At 62.1% G+C, this 22,770-nt stretch carries 21 protein-coding genes and 3 pseudogenes; 10 read left to right on the top strand and 14 right to left on the bottom strand.

Annotated elements, in window-relative coordinates; genetic code table 11:
- The 3 genes from HALRU_RS02950 to HALRU_RS02940 all read left to right on the top strand — a co-directional run bounded on the left by HALRU_RS02950 (position 1) and on the right by HALRU_RS02940 (position 2,025).
- The gene (locus HALRU_RS02950) at positions 1–780 is read left to right on the top strand and encodes an ATP-binding cassette domain-containing protein (RefSeq protein ID WP_148680413.1); all 780 of its coding nucleotides are present in this window, start codon (positions 1–3) and stop codon (positions 778–780) included.
- Between the two features lie 71 nt (positions 781–851).
- Positions 852–1,157, top strand: a complete 306-nt coding sequence (locus tag HALRU_RS02945) for an Hsp20/alpha crystallin family protein (RefSeq protein ID WP_015299919.1) — start codon at positions 852–854, stop codon at positions 1,155–1,157.
- A 94-nt stretch (positions 1,158–1,251) separates the two neighbouring features.
- A complete protein-coding gene (locus HALRU_RS02940) occupies positions 1,252–2,025 on the top strand; it encodes a hypothetical protein (protein WP_015299918.1) in 774 nt (257 codons plus the stop codon).
- A gap of 36 nt (positions 2,026–2,061) precedes the next feature.
- Here the strand turns inward: HALRU_RS02940 and HALRU_RS02935 are convergent, their stop codons facing one another.
- A complete protein-coding gene (locus tag HALRU_RS02935) occupies positions 2,062–2,277 on the bottom strand; it encodes a hypothetical protein (RefSeq protein WP_015299917.1) in 216 nt (71 codons plus the stop codon).
- Positions 2,278–2,396: 119 nt separating this feature from the next.
- Here HALRU_RS02935 and HALRU_RS02930 point away from each other — a divergent pair, with 119 nt between their 5' ends.
- On the top strand, positions 2,397–2,813 hold the full coding sequence (locus HALRU_RS02930) for a universal stress protein (RefSeq protein WP_015299916.1): 417 nt from the start codon (positions 2,397–2,399) through the stop codon (positions 2,811–2,813).
- Positions 2,814–2,861: 48 nt separating this feature from the next.
- On the opposite strand, the gene HALRU_RS02925 is transcribed toward HALRU_RS02930, so the two are convergent.
- Positions 2,862–3,755: a mechanosensitive ion channel family protein gene (locus HALRU_RS02925; RefSeq protein WP_015299915.1), complete on the bottom strand. Its 894-nt coding sequence runs from the start codon at positions 3,753–3,755 to the stop codon at positions 2,862–2,864.
- Positions 3,756–3,784: 29 nt separating this feature from the next.
- Positions 3,785–5,188 carry a metallophosphoesterase family protein gene (locus tag HALRU_RS02920; RefSeq protein WP_015299914.1) on the bottom strand — a complete coding sequence of 468 codons (1,404 nt, stop codon included), beginning with the start codon at positions 5,186–5,188 and terminating at the stop codon, positions 3,785–3,787.
- A gap of 518 nt (positions 5,189–5,706) precedes the next feature.
- Here HALRU_RS02920 and HALRU_RS02915 point away from each other — a divergent pair.
- Together HALRU_RS02915 and HALRU_RS02910 are read left to right on the top strand one after the other, a co-directional pair.
- Positions 5,707–7,554 carry a S8 family serine peptidase gene (locus tag HALRU_RS02915; protein ID WP_015299913.1) on the top strand — a complete coding sequence of 616 codons (1,848 nt, stop codon included), beginning with the start codon at positions 5,707–5,709 and terminating at the stop codon, positions 7,552–7,554.
- Between the two features lie 546 nt (positions 7,555–8,100).
- Positions 8,101–9,948, top strand: a complete 1,848-nt coding sequence (locus HALRU_RS02910) for a S8 family serine peptidase (protein ID WP_015299912.1) — start codon at positions 8,101–8,103, stop codon at positions 9,946–9,948.
- Between the two features lie 126 nt (positions 9,949–10,074).
- On the opposite strand, the gene HALRU_RS02905 is transcribed toward HALRU_RS02910, so the two are convergent.
- From HALRU_RS02905 to HALRU_RS02865, 8 genes and pseudogenes are all read right to left on the bottom strand, one after another.
- Positions 10,075–11,010: a hypothetical protein gene (locus HALRU_RS02905; protein ID WP_148680604.1), complete on the bottom strand. Its 936-nt coding sequence runs from the start codon at positions 11,008–11,010 to the stop codon at positions 10,075–10,077.
- A gap of 482 nt (positions 11,011–11,492) precedes the next feature.
- Positions 11,493–11,579: pseudogene (locus tag HALRU_RS02900) on the bottom strand (7-cyano-7-deazaguanine synthase); the annotation flags it as partial.
- 491 nt (positions 11,580–12,070) lie between these two features.
- Complete coding sequence (locus HALRU_RS02890) at positions 12,071–12,616, bottom strand: DUF7342 family protein (protein ID WP_015299910.1); 546 nt, start codon at positions 12,614–12,616, stop codon at positions 12,071–12,073.
- 315 nt (positions 12,617–12,931) lie between these two features.
- Positions 12,932–13,411, bottom strand: a complete 480-nt coding sequence (locus tag HALRU_RS02885) for a PIN domain-containing protein (RefSeq protein ID WP_148680412.1) — start codon at positions 13,409–13,411, stop codon at positions 12,932–12,934.
- On the bottom strand, positions 13,408–13,881 hold the full coding sequence (locus tag HALRU_RS02880) for a helix-turn-helix domain-containing protein (protein ID WP_015299909.1): 474 nt from the start codon (positions 13,879–13,881) through the stop codon (positions 13,408–13,410). Before HALRU_RS02880 ends, HALRU_RS02885 begins: the two co-directional genes overlap by 4 nt.
- 60 nt (positions 13,882–13,941) lie before the next feature.
- Positions 13,942–14,691: a 7-cyano-7-deazaguanine synthase QueC gene (queC, locus tag HALRU_RS02875; RefSeq protein ID WP_015299908.1), complete on the bottom strand. Its 750-nt coding sequence runs from the start codon at positions 14,689–14,691 to the stop codon at positions 13,942–13,944.
- Positions 14,692–14,693: 2 nt separating this feature from the next.
- A pseudogene (locus HALRU_RS16230) lies at positions 14,694–14,780 on the bottom strand (7-carboxy-7-deazaguanine synthase QueE); the annotation flags it as partial.
- A gap of 369 nt (positions 14,781–15,149) precedes the next feature.
- Positions 15,150–15,863, bottom strand: coding sequence for a hypothetical protein (locus HALRU_RS02865; RefSeq protein ID WP_015299907.1), 714 nt, complete (start codon positions 15,861–15,863; stop codon positions 15,150–15,152).
- Positions 15,864–16,030: 167 nt separating this feature from the next.
- Here HALRU_RS02865 and HALRU_RS02860 point away from each other — a divergent pair, with 167 nt between their 5' ends.
- The gene (locus HALRU_RS02860) at positions 16,031–17,278 is read left to right on the top strand and encodes a hypothetical protein (RefSeq protein WP_015299906.1); all 1,248 of its coding nucleotides are present in this window, start codon (positions 16,031–16,033) and stop codon (positions 17,276–17,278) included.
- A 310-nt stretch (positions 17,279–17,588) separates the two neighbouring features.
- Here HALRU_RS02860 and HALRU_RS15920 read toward each other — a convergent pair whose 3' ends face one another.
- On the bottom strand, positions 17,589–17,837 hold the full coding sequence (locus HALRU_RS15920; RefSeq protein ID WP_015299905.1) for a hypothetical protein: 249 nt from the start codon (positions 17,835–17,837) through the stop codon (positions 17,589–17,591).
- A 433-nt stretch (positions 17,838–18,270) separates the two neighbouring features.
- A complete protein-coding gene (locus HALRU_RS02850) occupies positions 18,271–18,888 on the bottom strand; it encodes a hypothetical protein (protein ID WP_245547778.1) in 618 nt (205 codons plus the stop codon).
- On the opposite strand from HALRU_RS02850, the gene HALRU_RS15915 reads away from it, so the two are divergent.
- Positions 18,865–19,182 carry a hypothetical protein gene (locus HALRU_RS15915; RefSeq protein ID WP_245547777.1) on the top strand — a complete coding sequence of 106 codons (318 nt, stop codon included), beginning with the start codon at positions 18,865–18,867 and terminating at the stop codon, positions 19,180–19,182. The genes HALRU_RS02850 and HALRU_RS15915 overlap by 24 nt on opposite strands.
- Here HALRU_RS15915 and HALRU_RS02845 read toward each other — a convergent pair.
- Positions 19,179–20,483: an eCIS core domain-containing protein gene (locus tag HALRU_RS02845; RefSeq protein WP_015299903.1), complete on the bottom strand. Its 1,305-nt coding sequence runs from the start codon at positions 20,481–20,483 to the stop codon at positions 19,179–19,181. The two genes, HALRU_RS15915 and HALRU_RS02845, sit on opposite strands and share 4 nt — an antisense overlap.
- A gap of 384 nt (positions 20,484–20,867) precedes the next feature.
- On the opposite strand from HALRU_RS02845, the gene HALRU_RS02840 reads away from it, so the two are divergent.
- Positions 20,868–21,794 carry a MarR family transcriptional regulator gene (locus HALRU_RS02840; RefSeq protein ID WP_015299902.1) on the top strand — a complete coding sequence of 309 codons (927 nt, stop codon included), beginning with the start codon at positions 20,868–20,870 and terminating at the stop codon, positions 21,792–21,794.
- Positions 21,791–22,594: pseudogene (locus HALRU_RS02835) on the top strand (DUF6036 family nucleotidyltransferase). Before HALRU_RS02840 ends, HALRU_RS02835 begins: the two are co-directional and overlap by 4 nt.
- Positions 22,595–22,770 lie beyond the last annotated feature (176 nt).

The raw sequence follows: 22,770 nt of genomic DNA, 5'->3' as shown, positions 1-22,770 counted from the left end.
ATGGGCGATCACGACAACGCACGCTCGACAGGTGACGATTCGCCCTCGCGAGTACACGATTCGCCCTCGACTGCACGCGACGAACCGATCCCGATGGCACACGAACCGATGGTCGACGACGCCGCGGCCCGCGTCTTCCTCGTCGGTGTGACCAAACGCTACGGTTCGACGACGGCACTCGAGGACGTGATCTTCACGACCGAACCCGGGACGATTCACGGGCTCGTCGGGCCGAACGGCTCGGGAAAGACGACGATGCTCCGCCTCATCGCGGGACTCGCGAATCCGACGACGGGTCGCATCTCGCGGCCCGCCGGGGTCACCGGCTACAGCTTTCAGGAGCCGCGCTTCTTCCCCGATTTGACGGTCCGCGAGAACCTCTCGGTCTTCCGCTCGCTCGCGGACGACCCCGAACCCGTCTCCTGGGTCGAAACCCTGCTGTCCGCCCTCCGGCTCGAACCCGTCGAGACCAGGCGCGCTCGTGACCTCTCCGGCGGTTTTCGCAAGAAGCTCGACCTCGCCCTGGCGCTGCTCGACCGGCCACAGCTCCTGTTGCTCGACGAACCCCTCGCCGACGTCGATCGGTTCTCTCGCCGAAAGATCCGGTCGTTCCTCACGTCGTACGCGACCGACGATCGGACGATTCTCATCTCCTCACACAACGGCGACGAGTTCGCCGATGCCTACGACCGACTCACGGTCCTCGTCGACGGCACCGTCAGGGCCGACGGCGCGCCCGACGACGAGCAGGTCGCCGCATATCGGGAGTACTATAGCTAAGTCGGGTGCTCTACCCGCACCTGCACACGTTCAGGCGAGGAGTGATGGTCACGCAGGCGTGAGCGATTCTCGTGTCCACCGTTTCGCCCCGCGTTGCAAATCGGCCGACGCAGTACTACTACGACTCAGCGACCGACCGGATCGACGTCGTCGTCGATGTCTCGCCGGCCGAACGCGACGACCTGACCGTCCTCGTCGGTGACGATCGTCTCGAACTCACGATCGATGGCCCCGACGGACCCGACGAGCGAGCGTTCCGGACGCCGTCGGCCGACTGGGCCTTCGGCGACGATCACGACGCGATCTACAACAACGGCGTCCTCACGATCTCCGTCGAGACGGAACCCGACGCCGACGACGCGGAGATTATCGACTGAGGCGATTGGCTCGCTCGATTGCTGGCCGTCTCCCGTGGTCCGCGCGGTCGCGGAGGCGGGACACTCTTAGTAGTGGCGGACACTGGACTTACCAATGAGCTGGGAGGAGCAGTGGCCGGGTGAGCCGTACCAGGTCGCCGAGGCCGGGCGAGTGCCGGACGCCTCGCCGTTCCGGGTGGCGTTGAAGCGGTCGGCGTGTGCGGCGGCCGCGGAGATCGAGACGCTTCGACAGAGCGCCGGCGAGGTGCTCAGCTACGACAGCCGAGCCGACGCCGTCGCGAAGCTGATCCACGCGGTCGACTGTCCGGGCCTTCGGTTCCAGGAACCGGCGCCGAACGATCCCGCCGACGTCGACGCCTATCTGGTCAAGGTCAGAGATCCCCGTCCGTCGGCCGCGGCACGCGGTGACCCCGCGACCGGCTGGACGTTCGACACGCGCGCCCAGCAGGTCGGCGCGCTCGCGGAGGCACTGTTCGACGCGTATCGCTACGATCCGCCGCCGATCGTCGCCTACGCCGCGCGCGACCTCGAACGCGACCCCGATACGTTTCGCGTGCGCGTCGACGACGATCCCGACCGGGTCGGCGGACTCGACCCCGATCTGGACGGTGCGTGGCATCCGGACGTGGCCTTCACTGTCCGCGATCGAGACGAGGGCGACGACGCTGGTCGCGTCCTCAAACGCTACGTCGCCGAGGTGAAACACGGCTCGACCAGTTTCGAGCGCAACCAGCGCGACGGGATGGTGCGGCTGGCCGAACGCGACACCAAACTCGACGTCCTCCTCGTTCGCGTCGACCTCTCGGGAGTTCCGCAGTCCTACGACCTGACGATCCGCTCGGTCGACGACGGTGGACTGTCGGGGTAACTCGTCGAATCCGGTCGGTGCAAACCGAACGAGCTGTTAGTTGCCGCCTTCTTCGTCGAGCAATCCGAGGTCGTCGACGACGAGGTCCGCCAGTTGGTCTTTGAGCGCGGGATCCACGTCGGCGACCGCGTCGCCATCGTGGTGGCGGTCGTTGTGGGCGTCGACCGCGTCGGCGACGTCGTCGAGCGAGACGCGGGAGGACGTCTCACAGGACGGGCAGACGATGGGTACCGTGGGCTCGTCGTCGGGCATTACTGACACGACGGACGCGGAGTGACAAAATCTCACTGGTCGTCGGCGAGCGTCGACTGGGACGACGAGGTTGCGAGTGCAGGCTTCGCCCGTATCCGACGGGCCGTCGAGGAGGCCGTATGTACGACCACGTGCTGGTTCCGACGGACGGGAGCGAATCCTCGACGCGCGCGGCCGAGCACGCGATCTCGCTCGCGGCGGCGCTCGACTCGACCGTCCACGCGCTGTCGGTGATCAAGGGGACCGGACAGAGCCAGCGCGATCAGTTACGAACCGATCCGGAGAGCGAGGCCCGGGATGCCGTCGAGGCCGTCGAACGCGGGGCGACGGCCGAGGGCGTCTCCGTGACGACGACGCTTCGCGAGGGAGCGCCGGCGGACGCGATTCGCGACCAGGTCGCCGCCGCGGACGCCGACCTGATCGTGATGGGGACGGACAATCGAAGCGGATTGGACCGGGTACTGAAGCCGAGCGTCGCCGAGGACGTGCAAGAACACGCGACGATTCCGGTGCTGACGGTGCCGAATCCGGCGTAACGTCGGCGGGGCACAGTGAGAGACAGGTCGAAGAGAGGACGTCGGCTTTCAGGGAGGAGAACTATCGAGTGTCGCTTTCTCTCCTCGCTCGTCGACGGTGACGGACCCGGTGAGTTCCGTCGTCGGGTAGGGGAAGTCGATGTCGTCTTCTTCGTCGAGTCGTTTCTTCACCGCCTCGACGAACGCGGCCTTCGTCGCATTCGGAACCTGATCGCTGGGATCGATCCAGATACGGCCCGTGAGGACGACCGCCGAACCGCCAAGGTCGGTCACCGGGGCGGCGGGGGCCGGTTCGTCGAGGACGCCGTCGATTTCGTGTGCGGCATCGATGATGGCCTCACGGGCACGGTCGATGTCGTCGCCGTAGCCGATGCCGAAGTCGTAGCCGATGCGGACCCGGTCGTTCGCCGTCGGGTTGGTCACCGCGGCGTTAGCCAGGTCCGAGTTGGGAACGGTGACGAGTTCGTTGTCGAAGGTCTCGACTTTGGTCACCCGGAGGTCGATATCGCGGACGATACCGCCCTCGTCGTCCCACTTGATCCAGTCGCCGATGGTGAACGGCTTGTCCTGCAGGATGAAGATGCCCGCGACGAAGTTGGCGATCAGGTCCTGCGTGGCGAAGCCGATCGCCAGCGCCAGTGCGCCGCCGAGGATCGCGAACGCCGAGAGAACGACGCCGAACCCGGCGATCGTCGCGGCGAGGGCGACGGCCACGACCGCGATCACGAGACCGGTTACGCGAACGGCGGTTCTGACGATCGCCCGTTCGACGCCCCGTCGCTGGAGACTCTCGCGGACGATCCGGAGTACGACCAGCTTTCCGAGGCCGTAGAGCACGACGAAGGAGACGACGAACAGGAGCGCCGTGACCGTCGCGTCGACGACGGCCGGGACGATCGCCGACGTATCGAGCGCCGCTATCGTCTGTAGTGGGGTGTTCATGTTCGTCACCCACTCTCTGCCGGCGGTAGTTATTCCTGCTGTTCGCTCACGGGTTCCGGACCTGTCCCCGTTGTCTCCCCGGGAACGGACGATTTGGGCTCGCTACGGTCCAGGTCGACGACGTGTCTGTCCGGCAGATCGGGGTCCGGTTTCCGACCGAGCGTCAGGAGACGTTCGGTGAGGGTGAGCTCCTCGGGTGCGGGGTTCGGCTTCTCGATGGGCTGGAACTCGACGGCGATCCCGTCGGTGTCGGCGTCGATTCTGACGGCGGCGAGCTGGTACGACGGGTAGAAGACCGGTGGGAGGAGCCCCGTGACACCGTCTCGTCGGTGCAGGCGCTTCAGCCAGGTCCCGCTGTTGACGAGGCAGACGCCGTCGACCTCGGTGACGTCCGGGCGATGCGTGTGTCCGTAACAGAAGACGGCCGTCTCCGGACGTTCGGCGGCGAGCTCGCGGGCGGCCGTCTCGTACGGTTTCGCCGCGTCGACGGTCACGTCACCGTCGAAGAGCCCGAATCGGTCGATCGTCCGCTTGATATCCTGCTGGATGAAGTACAGCGGAACGGCGACCAGCAACAGGATGCCAGCTAACGTCACGTTGACCGCGAGGACGAGGTAGGCCACCGTTCCGGGTCGACCGAACTGCCCGAGAAATCCCTGGACGGCGTCCGTTGGCATCGCGTAGACGCCGGCGACGTCGAGCCCGACGAGGATCGCCAGCAGGGCGGTGACGTTGAAGAGCAACAGGAACGGCACGAGCGCGTATCGGAGGAGCGGGTGCATCTCGCGATAGACGTACTTCGAGAGGACCCACAGCGGCATCCACTCGGTCGGCGTGACCGCCTGGATGTCCTTCAGCCAGTTGAACCGGCCGCGGTCCGACAGCTGCCCGGCCGTGCTCGTCACGTGCGTGTTGTAGTAGTATCCGAGTGGCCGGTCGTAGGGGTTTCCCCAGTCGTCGATGCGGTTGTTCGGATCGCGCTGGTGACCGTGCTCGAAGTGAATTTCTCGACCGGCGAGTGGACGGGTGATCGACTCCGTCTGGACGAGGTCGACGTTGTACGCGGCGAATCGGTCGACGTAGGTGTCGTAGGCCGCCAGTTCGTGGTCGTGGTTGCCGGGGACCAGTGTGATCGTGACGGTCTCGCCAGTCGCGCGCAGTTGCTCGAACACGGTCGGATACGTCTCGACCAGCGCGTCGAACTTCGCCGGCCCGTCGAGTTCGGTCAGCTCCCAGAGACCGAACGCGTCCCCGTTTATCACCAACTCGGTGTCCTCGTCCGTCTCCTCGAGTGATTCGAGGAACGTGAGCAGTTCCTCGCGGAACTCGATATCCTCTAGCTGTTCGTCCCCACCGATGTGGAGGTCACTGATGACGTAGTAGACCCGATCGTCGGCGCCGGGGTGGGCTTCCCCGTCGGCCTGGGTCGTCATTGTCACCGGTGACTGGCGGGAGCCTCAAAGCTGTTTTTGCTTGGGTGAAGCGGACCGGGGAGCGAACTTCGACACGTAGGTGGCGACCCACCCTGGATCGGGCTCGCCAGCCGGGCGTGGCACGCCGAGGCGCGCGTCAGATAGACGGCAGAATTCGTGCATCGATAGCCATCGCAACTGCCGTTGGTCGTTTCCCGCTAGTCGTCGCTATCGCACCGTCTGGGTGTCAACACTCCTGTCTCGCGATTCACTGCAATGCTAGCGTTGGCTGTCGGTGAATCACGGCGTGTCTGGTGATCATTGGTCGATACCGACGGTGACAACCATTTCAATCAAATGAAAAACTGAGGGCCAATTTATTAAGTAATGGACACCACCGTATGAGATTACCATAGGTACCACTGCCGTCTGGCGTTTCTCTCCTAATACTGTATTTTGATTATAATATTGGTAGTGATAATGAATTCAGCGCTGTTCACGAATATTTTACTTACTTCGATAGCTGGTATTCGGTAGCCATGTCAGGTGATGGCACTCATGATATCGATCGACGTACCGTCCTTCAGACAGCCGCGGCGACTGGGGCGTTCCTCGGTCTCGGTGGCGTCGTCTCCGCGACGCCCGGTCGCGAGCCCGGCCCGAAGGAAGACGAAATTTTGGTCGGGAAGAGCGACACCGTCGGCATCGCGAACGCGCGGTCGACGGTCGAGTCGGCGCTTCCAGCCGAAGCATCGGTCGTCCACGAGAACGATTCGATCGGCTACATGGCCGTCAAGGTTCCCGACGACGGCCCGAGCACGCAGGATTCGGTGATCGAGCAGCTCGAACGCCAGCCGGGCATCGAGTACGCCGAGCCGAACTACACGGTCGAAGCGTTCCTCGAACCGAACGACCCGCAGTTCGGCGACCAGTACGCGCCCCAGCAGGTGCGCGCCGACCAGGCCTGGGACACGACGATGGGATCGATGGACGTCACCATCGCCGTGGTCGACCAGGGCGTCGACTACACGCACCCCGACCTCGCCGACCGATTCGAGGGCGACGAGGGCTACGACTTCGTCGACGACGACGATGATCCGGCACCGGTGAACAACGACGAAAACCACGGCACGCACGTCGGTGGCTGTGCGGCCGCGACGACCGACAACGGCGAGGGGACCGCCGGGGTCTCGAACTGTCGGCTCATCTCCGGGCGCGCACTCGGCGCCGACGGCAGTGGCTCGATGTCGGACATCGCCGACGCGATCCAGTGGGCGGCCGACCAGGGCGCCGACATCGTCAACATGTCCCTCGGTGGCGGCGGCGCCAGCGACACCGGTCGCAACGCGATCGACTACGCGTACGACAACGGCACGCTCCCGATCGCGGCGGCCGGCAACGACTACGGTTCGCCCGTGAGCTACCCCGCGGCCTACGACAACTGTATGGCCGTCTCCGCGCTTGACGAGAACGAGCAGATCGCGAACTTCTCGAACGTCGGGCCGAAGATCAACGTCGCCGCACCGGGAGCGAACGTCCTCGCTCCCGTCCCGGGCGGCAGTTACGAGAGCCTCTCGGGCACCTCGATGGCGTGTCCGGTCGCCTCCGGCGTGGCCGCACTCGGCAAATCGGCTCACCCTGACGACACGGTTCAGGACCTCTGGGACCGCCTCGAGAGCACGGCCGTCGACGTCGGGCTCTCGTCCGACGAACAGGGCGCCGGTCGCGTCGACGCGGCGAACATCGTCGATGGCGGCGGTGGCGGCGATCCGGGCAGTCCGACCGCGAGCTTCGGCTTCAGTCCGTCAGATCCCGAGTCGGGCGAGACCGTCTCCTTCGACGCCAGCGGTTCCACGGCACCCGATGGCGGGAGCATCAGCGGCTACGAGTGGGACTTCGGCGACGGCTCGACCGCCTCCGGTGTGACCGCGGACCACAGCTTCGCCTCCGAGGGCGACTACGCGGTCGAACTGACGGTGACCGCCGACAGCGGCGAGACCGACACGTCCACGCAGACGGTCGCCGTCGGCGGCGACGGCGGTGGCGGCCAGTGTGGCGCCGAGACGAGCTCCGACACGGTGTCGGGCTCGCTCAGCGGCGGCTGGTGGGGCAACGGCAGTGACAGCTACACCTACACGCTGGACACGGCGAACCCGTGCCAGGCGACGGTGACGCTGTCGGGCCCCTCGTCGGCCGACTTCGACCTCTACCTCACGCTCGACGGCCGCACGCCGACGACCTCGGACTACGACGAGGTGTCGTACTCGCCGGACAGCCAGGAAGAGATCACCGTCGATCTCTCGGGCGACGAAGAGCTCGGCCTGCTCGTCGACGCCTACTCCGGCAGCGGCGACTACACGATGACCGTCGAGGAACTCGGAGAGTAACGGAGCACCGATCTCCGAGGCTGTTCCCGCAGTCGATCTTCGTTTCGACCACACAGACGCCATATTCACGTTTTGGGCCCTTCGCACGGATCGACGACTTGTACGAACGGTTTGTCTATCGTCGCTGTTGCCGTGCTCAGGGGTCACAGCGGCCGATCGGAACCTGTCTCGTTCACCCGCGTTCATCGTCTCGTTTCGCACACGGGAATCGAATTGCGGACAATCGAATCACAGTCCCGTGGTAACGGGGCCAGCTGGGCAGCGGGCACTACCACCTATCGTGGTACTTCCACTCGCTCTGTCGCTGTCCCGAACCGGGCCGTCTGACCACAGCCAATTTCCGAATGTTACTATCTAGGCAGTTAATAATAAACTCCACAATTTAAATTAGGAACAAAACACTAGCTGCCGTCACGATTTCTGACGGAGTCACCGTTTGCCATTTTCAATTATAATGTGTTGGTTCCTTATTGCTTAGAGATTAATAATAAATTCACCAACGTTCACGAAGATTTTACTTACTCTGGAGGATGGTATTCAGTACCTATGTCAGGTGATGGCAACCACGACATCGGTCGACGATCAGTACTGAAAGCAGCCGGGGCAACCGGAGCGTTCCTGGGGCTGGGCGGCGTCGTTTCGGCGACGCCCGGTCGCGAGCCCGGCCCGAAGGAAGACGAGATCCTGGTGGGCAAGAGCGACACCGTCGGTATCGCGAGCGCGCGTACCACAGTCGAATCCGCGATTCCCGCCGAGGCCTCGGTCGTTCACGAGAACGACGCGCTCGGCTACATGGCGGTCAAGGTTCCCGAGGACGGCCCGAGCACACAGGATTCGGTGATCGAGCGCCTCGAACGCCAGCCGGGCATCGAGTACGCCGAGCCGAACTACACGGTCGAGGCGTTCCTCGAACCGAACGATCCGCAGTTCGGGTCGCAGTACGCGCCACAGCAGGTTCGCGCCGACCAGGCCTGGGACACGACGATGGGGTCGATGGACGTCACCATCGCGGTCGTCGACCAGGGGGTCGACTACACGCACCCCGACCTCGCCGATCGCTTCCAGGGCGACGAGGGTTACGACTTCGTCGACAACGACGACGATCCGGCGCCCGTTGTCAACTCGGAGAACCACGGCACGCACGTCGGCGGCTGTGCGGCGGCGACGACGGACAACAACGAGGGAACTGCAGGGATCTCGAACTGTCGACTCATCTCCGGGCGCGCGCTCGGTTCGGGCGGCAGTGGGTCGATGGCCGACATCGCCGACGCGATCCAGTGGGCGGCCGACCAGGGCGCCGACATCGTCAACCTCTCGCTCGGTGGCGGTGGCGCCAGCGACACCGGTCGCAACGCCATCGACTACGCGTACAACAACGGCACGCTGCCGATCGCGGCGGCCGGCAACGACTACGGCTCGCCCGTGAGCTATCCCGCGGCCTACGACAACTGTGTCGCGGTCTCGGCCGTCGACCAGAACGAGCAGATCGCGAACTTCTCGAACTACGGGCCGAACGTCAACGTTGCCGCGCCCGGCGTCGACGTGCTCGCACCCGTCCCAGGCGGCGGCTACGAGGGCCTCTCGGGCACTTCGATGGCGTGTCCGGTCGCCTCCGGCGTAGCCGCACTCGGCAAATCGGCTCATCCGGACGACTCGGTCCAGGACCTCTGGGACCGACTCGAGAGCACGGCCGTCGACATCGGGCTCCCGACCGATCAGCAGGGTTCGGGTCGTGTCGACGCGGCCAACATCGTCGAGGGCGGCGGTGGCGGCGATCCGGGCAGCCCGACCGCGAGCTTCGGCTTCAGCCCGTCCGACCCCGAGGTCGACGAGACCGTCGCGTTCGACGCCAGCGGCTCCACGCCGCCGGACGGTGGCTCGATCACGTCCTACGAGTGGGACCTCGGCGACGGTGCGACGAAGAACGGCGAGACGATCGATCACCGCTTCGGTGCCGAGGGTGACTACTCGGTGCAGTTAACGGTGACCGCGGGCAACGGCGAAACGGACACGTCGACCCAGACGGTCGCCATCGGTGGCGACGGCGGTGGCGGTCAGTGTGGCGCCGAGACGAGCTCCGATTCGGTTTCGGGCTACCTGAGCGGCGGCTGGTGGGGTAACGGCAGCGACAATTACACCTACTCGCTGGACACGGCGAACCCGTGCCAGGCGACGGTGACGCTGTCGGGCCCGTACAGCGCCGACTTCGACCTCTACCTCACGTACGACGGTCGGACGCCGACGACCTACGACTACGACGAGGTGTCGTACTCGCCGGACAGCCAGGAGGAGATTACGGTCGACCTCTCGGGTGATGAGGAACTCGGCCTGCTCGTCGACGCCTACTCCGGCAGCGGTTCCTACACGCTGACCGTCGACGAACTCGGTCAGTAGGACGCATCGCCGCGCAACACGACAGCCACAATCCGTTTTTTTGAAGGCGTCTGCTATCTGGGAAGGGCGGCGTAACCCTGTGTTTGACCCTCCCTGTCTAGCAAAGCTGACTGGTACTGGTCAGGCCTAAAGAACAAACGGCTCGGTATCGGTGGCCCGCAGAGTGACGGTCGCCACTCTGAGCATATAGGCGGTGAGGATAATAAATGGTGCCAGGGCGAGCGTGAACGCGCCGGCCACAAAAATCAGGAGCGGTGAGAGGCCAAGTATCCGTAGTTGTGGGAGGATACTCGCGTTTATTGCCAGAATCGTGGTTGCAGTTCCCAGGATGGCTGGAAGCGAGACGATCAAGAGCGTTCGTGACAACATCGAGAACTCCCGTTTATAATACAACGTCTTGAAAAAATGGCGGCCGGTCGTGATCAGTTCGAACGCACGGATGAGCCTCTCGAACCGTTCTTCACCACCCTCAGAGAGTACATCGGCATACCCCCGATGCATCGCACGCGACTGTTCCATCAACACTCCAAGATTCAGATCAAGTCCAAGCCATAGGGCGCTGAATTCGCCCCCGTTCGTCGACTCAACAGTCCTCTCGATGTGTTCGATGGTCTGGAGAATGCTCTCGATGTGTTCTCTGATTTCCTCACCATCCCTCCCGTCAAGCTCCTCTGTAACCGTCTCTAACTCGTGTGTTCGCTGGTCGATGACTCCGACCATCAGCGAGAGGAACGTAGCCGGGTCCATGTCCACGGTGGTGTCCTCGGTCTCTGTCAGACGGCCTATTTCGCTGCGAAACGCTAGCGTGCCTCGAAGCCGATCCTCCTGTGCACCGATAGAAATAATATCGTATGAGAGGACGATCGAATTGATCGATACGACGATCGAGACCAGCAGGATAATCCCTCCCAAGAACGTGTTGAGGACCGTCTCGACGGCAGCGGTCTCGGTGAGGAGTAGTTGCATTTCGAACGGCCAAACCGTCCCAATTGCGAGGAGCGCGACGAACGTTATCGTGAGAAGCGCCCCGGTGACGGCATGCCGATTCCCCTCCAAGAGCATCCATTGCACCAGGCGGACGCCACGTCTCCCCGTTGGATCCGGGATCCACCCTCGCCAGCCTCCAGATCGGCTCATTTCATCACCTGGGTGAGGGTGGAACCACGTGCTGGTTTGACCGATGGAGATCGATTCGAAGCACCCATACACCGATATGGTCGCTGCCTAGCCATTTAATCCACGGCATCGGTATCGCCCCGGACTCGATGGGAATGAGTCAGAAGGAGCGAGCGATACCTGAATTCGGGTCTGCTTTTCTTCGCCATCCGGTGGAGTGGAGCGAAACCTCACTGATGAAGACGCGCCCTATCTCTCGAACGGCTATCGGATCCCCTCATCGAATTGGTAGAATTCTCGGTGGTCACCACGCACTCTTCAGCGATCGGCTGTTTCAGCCCATGTTATATCTGGAGAACGGGTTTCAACAGCGCCTTGGGAGTCTCTCGTTTTCGCTCGTACGGGTCCGCTTCGAACGCGATCGGATCTCACTCACCCGTATTTTGGAAGGCGTTCAGTCGGCGAACGCAGGAGTCACAGGTTCCACAGGCCGGCTCGTCGTCACGGTAGTAGCTGCGGTCGAACTATTTCTGCTGTCCGTGCCTGAACACGTTTCAGTCGGCGTTCGTCTCCCTGAGTTTCTCCGGGAGACGTGAAAGACAGATTTCGAGAAAGCTCAGCGGAGCCTCGGCTTCGATATACGCCGGTTCGTGGACGATGGTACCGTCGGATTCGAGTTGAAAAGTGTGTCGTCCCCAGCTCGGCGTGATCATCGTCTTTGTGCCAGCCGAGACTCACTGCCTCGTCCGCCCAGTGGACGCGTTGGACATCGATTCCATCTCTCGGCCGCCACTGCACTTCGACTTTTCCTTCGTCCCGGGGAAAGGCCGCTCCGAGGAACAGTTCGATCTCGACAGCCGCGATGACCGAACGCGGACGCAATCTGGATGGTTCGTACCGGACAGCAGTGAAGCCGGGCACGTTTTCCATTCGTTCTTTGAGCCGACGCAGCCCTTCTCGTCGCGTGAATCCTCGACCGCCTGCCAGAAATAGCACCATCGATCTCCTACCCTTCCTGTGCGATCGTTCCAGTTTCGGCGATCGGGTCGGCGTCGACTCTCGACAGCGACCGTTTGAGGCTGATCGCGAGTTGAATCGCTTCTCGCATCTCGATATCGTACTCCCACTCCCCGATCACCGCCAGTCGGTCCCGTCGCTCGTCGCCGTCGAGGTCGTCACGGCCGATACTCTGTCTGAGCTCGACGAGCGAGTCGACCTCGTAGTCGACTTTCCAGCCGTCGATCTCGTCGGCGATTTCGTCCAGTTCCTGGGTGAGCTCGCCTCGCGAGTACGTCTCTGCGAACTGACGGACTTCGTCGAGGAATTGCGTGACGCGATCCGGTCTGTAGGCGTCACCGTGGCCGGTCTCCTCGACCTCGAGATCGCCGCGGTCGACCAGCCGCGTCAGGTACTTCACTGCCGTATCCCGGGAGACGTTCGCCTCGTCTGCGATCCATCCTGCGTTCCGCGGTTCCGTCCTCGTGAGCGCCACGTGGCGAACTCGCTCCGACGCGTCCATCCAGTCGGGCCACTCGCGGTCGGTCTCGGTCATCACTCACGTCTTGGGTGCGTCTATACTAATAGTTTGGTACCAATGCGATATAGTTTGTTTATCGGGCCTCTCAGTGCTGTATGCGAATACCGTCCTCGTCTCACAGTAGTCGTCCTCTCAATACTGGGTGGAACCAATCACCTTCGTTCAATCCGGCCGCTCTCGATACCCAATCGGATCTCGTTCCTCGATCTCCCGGAAGGCGCTTAGTTGGCAGGCACAGGTGTCACAGATCCCGCAGGCCGATTCCTCGTCACGGTAGTAGCTGCGGTCGGTTCGTCGGGAACGTCGAGTTTGGAGAACTGTTTGCCGATTTCATCCTGTGTCAGTGAGCACCGTTCTGGGCTGCTCGATTTCGAGCGAGTGCGGAGGATCGTAGCGATCGAACATATCGCGGACGATTCGTCGTAGCTTCCGGTCGGCTGTGACGAGTCTGACGGTGTTCTTCGTTGCGAGATCACAACAGAGTGCGGGGATGTATCGATCAGCTTTGACCTCGTGTTCCGGGAGCGATTCGTCCGCGATGCGCCGACTCGCTTCGTCGATGAGTGCGCTGTAGCGCTCGTAGTCGGGTTCGCGAACGGCTAGGTATCCTTCGTCGATACATCGTTGTATCGTTCGCGCGGACTCTCGATGGTTCGGTGCGGATTCTTTCGCCAGCACGTCGTCCACCAATTCCCGTTTGACGGCGTGTGGAAGGACGAGGGTCATCGTTTCTGGTGCATTCCGGACGCGCTCGCCAAACGCTCGCCCGTGCATGATGACCGCGTTCGAGTCGAGGACCACGTCGCTCATTCAAGTAGTTCGAGCTCCGATGCGACGCGGAGGAAGTCGGCGTGTCGCATTTCGAGGGTGGCGCTCGCCTCTCGATACGTGTACTCGCCCGACTCGACTCGCTCCCAGATCTCGATGACGGCGTCGACGATCTCGTCCCCGTACCGATCGGTTGCGAACGAGAGCGTCTGATTCTCGGATTCGACGGCCTCGACGACCGCGTTGAGCGAGAGATGAATGTCGAACGGAACCACCCGGTAGGTGGCGGGCTTTTCCTGAAGCCGTTCCAGGAGGCCCACCTGATGGAGATCTCGACAGTACTCGTGGGCGGTCGTGTGGGGCAACTCGAGCGCGTCGGTCAACTCACTCACGGTGAATTGGTCGCGCTTCGCGCCGAAGGAAATGAGTTCCAGCTTTCGGTCGTTCGCCAGCTGTTCACCGATATTCTGTACCCGCTTTCGGGAGAGTGGTTGATCGATCGTTGCACTCATACGATATTGCAGTATATACGAACCACTCGGATATAGGTGTCGACGAACGCGGCGGGATCGTTACGGGTGGGACGGCCGGTCTGTGTACTCGATCGGATCCCGCTCGCCGATATTCTGGAAGGCGTTCAGTCGACGAGCGCAGGAATCGCAGGTTCCACAGGCGGGTTCGTCGTCACGGTAGCAACTCCAGGTCAGTTCGTAGGGAACCGCGAGTTCGCGGCCGCGAACCGCGATGTCGGTTTTGCTGGCCTCGACGAACGGCGCCTGGATTTGGATGTGGGTATCGTCCGCCGTGCCGGTGTCGACGACGCGCTGGAACGCCTCGAAGAATCGTGGTCGGCAATCCGGATAGCCGCCGTGATCTTCCGAGTGGGCGCCGACGAAGACCGCATCGCAGTCGTTGGCTTCGGCGTAGGCGACGGCCATCGAGAGGAGGTTCGCGTTCCGGAAGGGGACGTAGGTGGAGGGGGTCTCGTTGGGATCTGTTTCGTCAGTGTCTGCCGCGTCCGGGACGGGCTCGTCCGCGTCGGCAGCATCGGGGACGGCTTCGCTCTCGCCGGTGAGACTCGACCCGTCGATCCGCGCGAGGTGGTCCGTCTCGACGTGGTGGAACGCGGCGTCGAGTTCGTCGGCCTGCGCGCGAGCACACTCGTACTCTTTCGACTCGGTGTGCTGGCCGTAGGACGTGTGGAAGAAATGGAGGTCGTAGCCCCGGGCGCGGGCTTCGTACGCGGTGGTGGCGCTGTCAATCCCGCCCGAGGCGAGCACGACGGCTGATCCGGGACCGGAGGGCTGGTCTGTGTCTGTCATCGTTATCGCCCCGCTGCGTCGTCCCAGAGGTCGACGTGGAGTCTCGGCGTGTATCGGAACCCGTGGGTTAGGGCGAGTTCGGCGGGTAGCTTTGTTGTGCGAAAAATGGCGCGGTGGGAGAGGGGGCGAGGAACACGCTCAGCGGAACGGGGTGTCACGGGAGAGTGGAGGGCTGAGGCTGTTGTCTGAGGGCATGGATTGGGGATTGGGGAGAGGCCATCTGGGACGGCGTTTGGATATTATCACAGGAATACTTGAATATTATGGAAACCAGGTGACGGTGCGTCGAAGATTTTGAAAGCCCCTGGTGCTCTCGGGTCGGTGCGGTCGCTGCGCGCTTCGCTCACTCCGTTCACTGCAGTGCTTGCTTCCCCCGCCTTCCCCGAGACCGCCAGCCCCTTTCAGTCCCACCCGGGCTGCTGGTCGGCGAGCTGTAGAAACCGGTTGTTCGGCCTCCCTCAGTCGATCGGCTCCGTCTCGTCGATTCGGGTTTCGAGCAGGGTGAGGAAGTTCGAATCGTACGCCTCGTCAACGTGGTTGACGTTCCAGAGTCCCGAATTTCGAATCGGTTCGGAGGGACAGTGGCCGCCGAGCCAATCACTCGCTCTCGGGTCGATCGGTTCGGTTTTGTAGTTGCTGACGAGCGCGATCAGGTTCGATTCGAGGTACGCGCGTTCGCTGTCCGGTCCCGGTTCGTCGTCGACGTCGATCCAGAGGAACGGAAGGTCGCGAATGTACTCGCTGACACGGACTTCGTGATCGTGCTCGTCGTGACGTGTGTCGCGATTGGCGCTATTCCCCTCTCCCCAGTTAGATAGCTCCTCCTGGATGCCATCATGGTGAATCATTGCCTCACCAACCCGTTTGCGGAAAACTGACATCCGATGGTTGCCTCCTCCCCCAAATGTCCCACTGTTCACTCCTCGGTGAGCCCTCAGTCGCTCCCAAAGTGAGGCTCCACTTCCCGACGACACGGCATGCGTTCCAACGCGGGTGAGCCGCGGCTGCTCGGTTCCGTCTCGGGTCTCGCCGTCGGCGAAGAACACGTAGAGGCCGCGCTCCGGCCAGTCCATGTAGCCGGTGCAGTCGGTGAGCGTCTTCGCGCCGCCGACGCGGTCGTCGAGTCGATCCAGCAGGTCGTACAGTCGATCGAGATCGTCGCGTCGTCCCATCTTCGGTCAGCGGACCAACCGCTTCTATTATCTAAAGCTAGCTGGCCGATTAGGGGGAGAAAATTAGAGTGATTTATCGCGAGTCTGCGATTTCCAAGACCCGTCCGTTGCCGTTTCGGCATTTATCGAGTGCGAACGTTCTTGTCGCCGGCCTTCGATTTCCGGGCATGAGCAGCTCGGCGGTTTCACTTTCCGAGCCCCACGTCCTCGCGCGGACGAAAGAGGCGCTCTTTCCCGAGGACGGGGCCTCGGACACCTACGCGGTCGTGGACACGCAGTTTGCGAAAAACGAGTGGCTGTCCGGCCAGCCGCTCGATCAACGTATTCGCGATCGCCTCTCGCCGTTCAACCACGTTCGCCTCGGTGGTGGCTATCCCGACCTCGTCGGGGTCCGAAACTTGGACAATGACTTCCTCGCAGTGGAGCGATTCGGCGACGAGCCACCGCTGATCGTGATCGAGGCGAAGGGCTATGACAGCAAGGAAGATGGCGTGCCGACTGAGAAGGGCATCACGCAGGCGTACGATCGGCTCGCGGAGGCCAACGTGGCCTACCTCGCGGCCCCGGCGAAGACGATCACGCAGACAGATCGGACGCTGGCCCGCGAATTGAACGTCGGCGTCCTGGGCGTCTCCGAGGCTGGGACCGTGACGCCGATCGAGCGCCCCAGAGTCGTGGGCAACCGGACCACTTCGGACGCCACGGCGATCCGCTTCCAGGCGAGTGCGCAGGGTGTGGCCGACAAGTCCTTCTCGCTGAATCACCCGAAGAACTACCTCGGGTACGCGCTGTCGTGCTACGCCGACAGGGAGACGGCGGAACTGCAAGCGGAACACGTCGTCGGCGAGGTCGACGGATCGCGACAGGGAGCCGCCTTCCTCGGACTGATCCACGAACGAAACGGCCGCACCGAACTCACCACGCTGGGCCAGGAGGTCGTCCGTTTCGCGAAGTCCAACTACGGCACCGTCGAGGCTGCCCTTCGTGAGTTCGAAAACTGGAAACGCAGCCGGAAACGCTTCATCGACGACGAACCGCTGTGGGGCCAGCTCGCTCGTCGGATCGTCTACGACTACAAAGCCACGACGTTACTTGTCTCGATGCTGCAGGAACTGCACGAGATCGGAAACTCCCGTCCAACGCTGGTGGATCTCGTCACGTACCTCCACGGGACGCACTCGACTTTCGCGGTGGAACTGTTCATCAAAGGCGACGAGGACGTACGGAGTCGGGTGCTCGACGAGGAGGGGGAACTGCAGACGTCCGAATTAGCGGACGGGACCGTCTACCACTCGCCGACGGTGTTTCAACTGAAGGCGATGCTCTACCACGCCGGAATCGTGACGGAGCGTGGGAAGGAGCCGAACAAACTGGATCCGACAGAGGACATCTGGGCGCTTCGGGAGTTGGTTTGAGGTCTGTAGCTGCCCGCCCGTCCATTCGTCCGCTCCAGCTCCCGATCAACTACCTGGGTGGGAATAAAAGGGGCTGGCGGTCTCGGGGAAGGCGCGGGACGTAAGCACTACAGCGAACGAAGTGAGCGAAGCGCGCAGCGAGAGCGAGGCCGACCGCAGTGAGGCCTCGGATCCGCGAAGGGGGAGCGAAGCGACCCGTGAGCGACCGCACCGACCCGAGAACGTCAGGGGCTTTTGACTACTTAGCAGTTCCAGACAGGAGAGTCACTTTCAAAAATTACCATCCAGCATCCACGACTCGTCCCTTCGATCAGAGAATTTCCACGTCCGATGGCGCCACGTTACATCCACAGGGCGTGACCTGACTCACTCCTGGTCCGGCGATCGTGACCCCGAGAATTGGCCCACCGCAGCGCGGACAGTCGGGCGCCCACTTTGGCTTGCGCGGATAGCCGTACTCCTTCCACGCCGGCACATCCTCTTCGCCCCCGCCTGCCTCCCCACCAGTCGCTGGCGGATCGGGATCACAGTCGTCGTCAGAATCGTCCGTGTCGGGCATCGAGCCGTCTGCCTCTGATTCCTGACCAGTTTCTACAGACTCATCACTACTTCCGCCGTCTGTAGTTCTCTGGCGGTCGTTTTCGCGCGATTCGCTCCCGGGACGCTTATGTCGGTCTGAATTGTATCCAGTCATGCTTGCATACCCCTCCATAGGTGTGGAAGCAATCGTCTCGGGTGCTCCACCACCCGGGACATTCAATTGGCAGTCCCCTGGCCTTCTGAAGACGATCGCTTCCACCCGTCAGTGCGTTGTACAGCGACTTATATCTACCCCTAATTGGCTGTATCCAACGCAGAATCCACCACTCTCAAATGAATCGGTCTCCTCGTGACGATCCCAAACGAGAACCGACTCGATCAGCAAACTCCCTGAAGTGTTGGCACGTGGCGAGTTCAGATTCACGCGCAATTCGTCCGCAAGCCACCCGTCCTCACAGGAAGCCAGCGGTCTGGTCCCACGGGTTGTCGTGCTCGCTGGCCAGGAAATGGCGGTCGTACATCGGCATCAATTGCTGTTTGATCATCGCGTCGTGCGTGCCAAGCCCCGGCGTCTGGAACGGTTTCGGTGGCTCTAGCCCCATGTCGAGGAATCGATCCCGAATCTGGTTGCCGAGGTGTGAGGCGAGTAGTTGTGCGAACGAATCGAACGCGTCCGGATCGATCGCCAGCAACTCGATCCGGGCGTCGGGCTCTCGATCCAGTGGCTGGTCGGTCCACTGTTCTTCCCGCGATCGTCCGTCGCTGTAGAGATAGTGAACGTCGGAGACGGCTTCGATCTCGTACGCTGGTAGTGAATCCCGGGGATCGGGACCGTCCCCGAGAATTTCGCCGAGCGTCTGCAGCGGCGAATCCACGTACTCGCAGAACTGCTCGAGTAGCGGCGGATTTGCCTCGGTTGGATCCGGTGTGACCCAGATATCCTGGCGATAGACGTAGAGCTCCGACGGATCGACGTCCTCGAACGGCAGATGCTCGTAGGACCCATTCTGGTAGCGGAGCAGTTCGGCTTCCAGGTTACCGAAGTAGTGCTCGACCTCGACACTCGGCATATCGAGAATTGCCAGGATCGCCGCGACGATCCGGTCAGGATTGGCGGAGGGTATCACCGTATCGTAGCCCTGCTCGCGATAAACGTGCCACTTGGCGAGGCGACGGGCCTGGTGGCAATGTTCGGTTTCTTCTTTAGAACGTTTGGAAAATTCGTGCGTGTAGCCGTCTGTTTCGTGGTATTTTATTTCACCATCGAATTCCAGTTCGATGACGTGCTCTATCCCATTATTGTCCCGCAGGTTGACCCCAGCCCGCTCATCATTTTCTCCAGTGATAATAGCCTTCATCGTTAGACATGACCTCCTTCGCCGACTCCCTGTGAGTCACCGCCAAACCTGACATCTTGCACTGCTTCGTCGATCAACTCTTCCCGAAGCTCGATCGCTCGTTCGACGATGTCGCCGTCGATAGTTCCCCAGTTCTCCTTGACTACCCTGTAGGCCATCGAACCGAACGCTCCGAACACCGTGTCGAGCCGTTTGAGAATCCCGAACGCGGTCTTCTCCGCGAGGTTCCCGACGAGTCCGTGTTCGACACCCACGTCCAGTTTCTCGCGTTGCTGTTCGGTCAGTGCTACCTGCTCCAGCTCGGAGGACAGTTCGTCTTCGATGTCCTGCTTTCGCTGTTGCAATTCCGACTTCGTCGGCAAATCCTTTGCCAGAATCGCCTTGGCCGTCCGGTGGTCGAAGTGACCCTCGGTCACGGATTTGGGGCCCTCGATCCGCCCATCGGTCGTCAACTTGGCATCCGTCGCGGCCACTTCGCTCTCGATCAGCTTCTGTAACGCGCGATCGTTTCGCCGCTCCGCCACCTCGTTCGTCTGCGCATTGAAGCGTTCGATCGCACTCCGAACGTGTTCGATTCGGTCCGCGTTCTGCTCGCGCTGGAAGGCGCCAATCTCGCCGCCCTCGTTTTCGAGTCCGAACACCGCCAGCGCGCTGAACATCTGGTCTTTGGGGACGCGCTGGACGTGGACCTCCGTCTGTCCCAACCGTTGTATCCCGAGTTCGCCACCTTCCATTACGCGCTGGGCGGTCTCCTCGGCTTCGCGCTCGAGCTGTGGGTCGGGATCGATTTCCAGTTCGACGCCCTCCTGGGGCATCATCGAGAGGGCACCGTCGGTTTGCTGGCGAACGTGGGCTAATTCGTGTGCGAGCAGGTGTTGGCCCTCCTGACTCTCGGGATCGTACTCACCCGAATTGAACGCGATGTGGTTCCCGACGGTAAACGCCCGCGCACTGATGTCCTCGCAGGCATTTGCGGCCGCAGGACCCGTGTGAATCCGCACGTCGCCGAACGAATCACCCAGACGGTCTTCGACGGCGCGCTGGATCGATGCGTCGAGCGACCGCCCTGACGAAGAGATGACCTCACGGACGCTCTCGGGAACACCGGCGTCACCCGCAGTCCCTGCCTCCTCGTGGACGTCCCAGTTCCGCTTGAGCGACGCCAGATTTCGCCGGTTGTTGTCGTCCGGGATCTCGTCGGGTCTGTTCTCGAACCGAGCACGGACTTCTTCGGCGCGGGCTATCGCCGTCGATCCGAGGGAGACCGACGCGCCGGCCGTCGGTATCGCCGCATCCATCTCGGACATCCCCGTAGGTACGAGAGAATGTGGTTCGGCGGTCTCTGACCGAGTGTCCCGTTGGGATCGGGACGGTTCCGTCGACTCACGTTTGTCCGTCGAAGCACGTCGTGACCGACGTCTCGCGCGCCTAGTCATCGAAGGCTCCCTCCGGCAACTGTCGACAACGAGATTCGCGGAAGGGAAAGCGGACCATCGACAATAATTTTATTATAATTAGATATAATTCTTTCTCTAGTGGGAGATCGTTCGGCCACGTCGCTGAATGCGACTCGGTCACCCCACGAATGAGAAGGCGGTGAATTCGCAGGGACGAAAGCGACGATTCTCGACCCGCTCACTGTAACACTACTCGAAACTGATTTATATATTTGTTTCGTACTGTGTTACACCGTGCTGCGACGCATCGAACTGGAGGTCCTCGCGACCGTCGAACGCGGCGACACGATCTCCGAACTCGCGACGAAACTCGACCACAGCGAGAGTTACCTTTCGCGAGCCGTCACTGACCTCGTCGAGAAGGGCTTGCTCGACGCGGACCGAGATGGACGAAAGAAGCACGTCACTCCCTCGTACGCTCGGCCCGTCGAAATCTACCAAGATCTCGTTCGGCAACACTCTCACATCGATTTCCCGGAGTTGTTGACGGGCAAAACTCTCGACGTCCTCTATTATCTCGACCAGCCGCGAACCGTCGCGGACCTCGCCGCGCAATCCGATAACTACCGCAACACGGTCAATCGGGTGCTCGTCCGGCTTCGCGACCGCGGTCTCGTCGGCACGGACGACGGTCACTATCGGTTCAACGGGGACTTCGACCGACTTCACGTGTTCGCCCGCGAACTCGTACACCACCTCCATCGACGGCGGCTCGAATCCGTCGCCCCGAACGGCACGATCCTCTGGGAGGACGCCGACACATTTCTCGCACAAACCGATACCGAGATCGACGCAGATGAGTTCCACGAGACAGGGCTAGCTCGGTTCGCAGTCTTCGACCTGCTGTTCCTGCTGACCAGCCACCGCTACTACGTCTACTCCGAGACGCTCGATTCGATCACGCCGGCGGAGCTGTGCTGTCACACCCTGCTGATCGACGACGACACGCGCCATCGGTCGTACTGCCTCCTCCTGCTCAGCCACGTCGACGTCGACGAGGATGCACTTTGTGAGTGCGCGAGCAAGTACGGACTGGAAGCCGAAATCAACGCCCTGCGCCGATATCTAGACACCCGTGGCGAAATCGACGACGATCACTTCCCCGAGTGGGACGAGTTTCAGGAACTTGCGGCCGATTACGAGGTGCAACTACCAGAATGAGACCGACGTTCGGACGGGAGTACATAGAGAGCGAGTTCCGCCGGATCGCCGATGGGCTATCCGAACCACTCACGGTTTACCTGATCGGTGGCGGCGCGATGTCGCTGCGAGACCTCAAGGGCGCGACGAAGGATATCGACCTCGTCGTCGCCGACGGCGACGCCTACGGCCAGCTGTAGACCGTCTTGATGGATCTCGGCTATGCCGAAGTACAGTCGCTGGACGCGGACTATCGAGCGCTGGGCGCGACCTGTTGTGTCGAGAACGACGACGGATGCCGTCTCGACATCTTCAACCGACAGGTGGCGAACAAGCTCGTGCTAACCGATGGGATGCGGGACCGCAGCGAGTCGTTTCTCGCGGCGGACCCGCTGACGGTTCGACTGGTCAGCAACGGAGACATCTTCCTGTTCAAGGCGATCGCCGGCCGCGACGATGATATCGAGGACATGAACGCACTGGTACAGGCCGGCCTCGACTACGATGCCGTCGACGACGAACTCGCGGTTCAGATCGACCGTCTCGGCGACGATCAGTTCGTCACATTCGCGAACGAGGCGCTGATCGACCTCGAGGAGCGATACGGCGTGATCACGCCGATCGAGGATCGCGTCCAAGAACTGACGAACCGGTACTACCGTGGCCTCGAAGTGCTTCAGGTACTCGACGAATCGATGACCATCGACGAACTGGCCGCTGATCTCGGAATTGACGTAGACGTAGTCCGTGACAGGGTCACGTATCTCGCAGCATTCGACCGGGTGAACCGAGGTGACGAGGTAGTGCGCCCGGATACGTAATCGAACTCCAGAACGGTGCATTCCGTCTCGACAGGCATCAGCCTCCGATCGGCGTTGCAGACCGCGTGCCGTCGGATTGGTCGACCGACGCTAAACTCGAATACGCACCTGCACCCGATGCTTCACCGCATCGGGACGTGTCCTGCTGCGCCAAATTCGCTTGTAATCTACGGTTC

The organism is Halovivax ruber XH-70, from assembly GCF_000328525.1.
Lineage (GTDB): Archaea > Halobacteriota > Halobacteria > Halobacteriales > Natrialbaceae > Halovivax > Halovivax ruber.
This window is presented reverse-complemented; position numbering and strand designations above follow the sequence as displayed.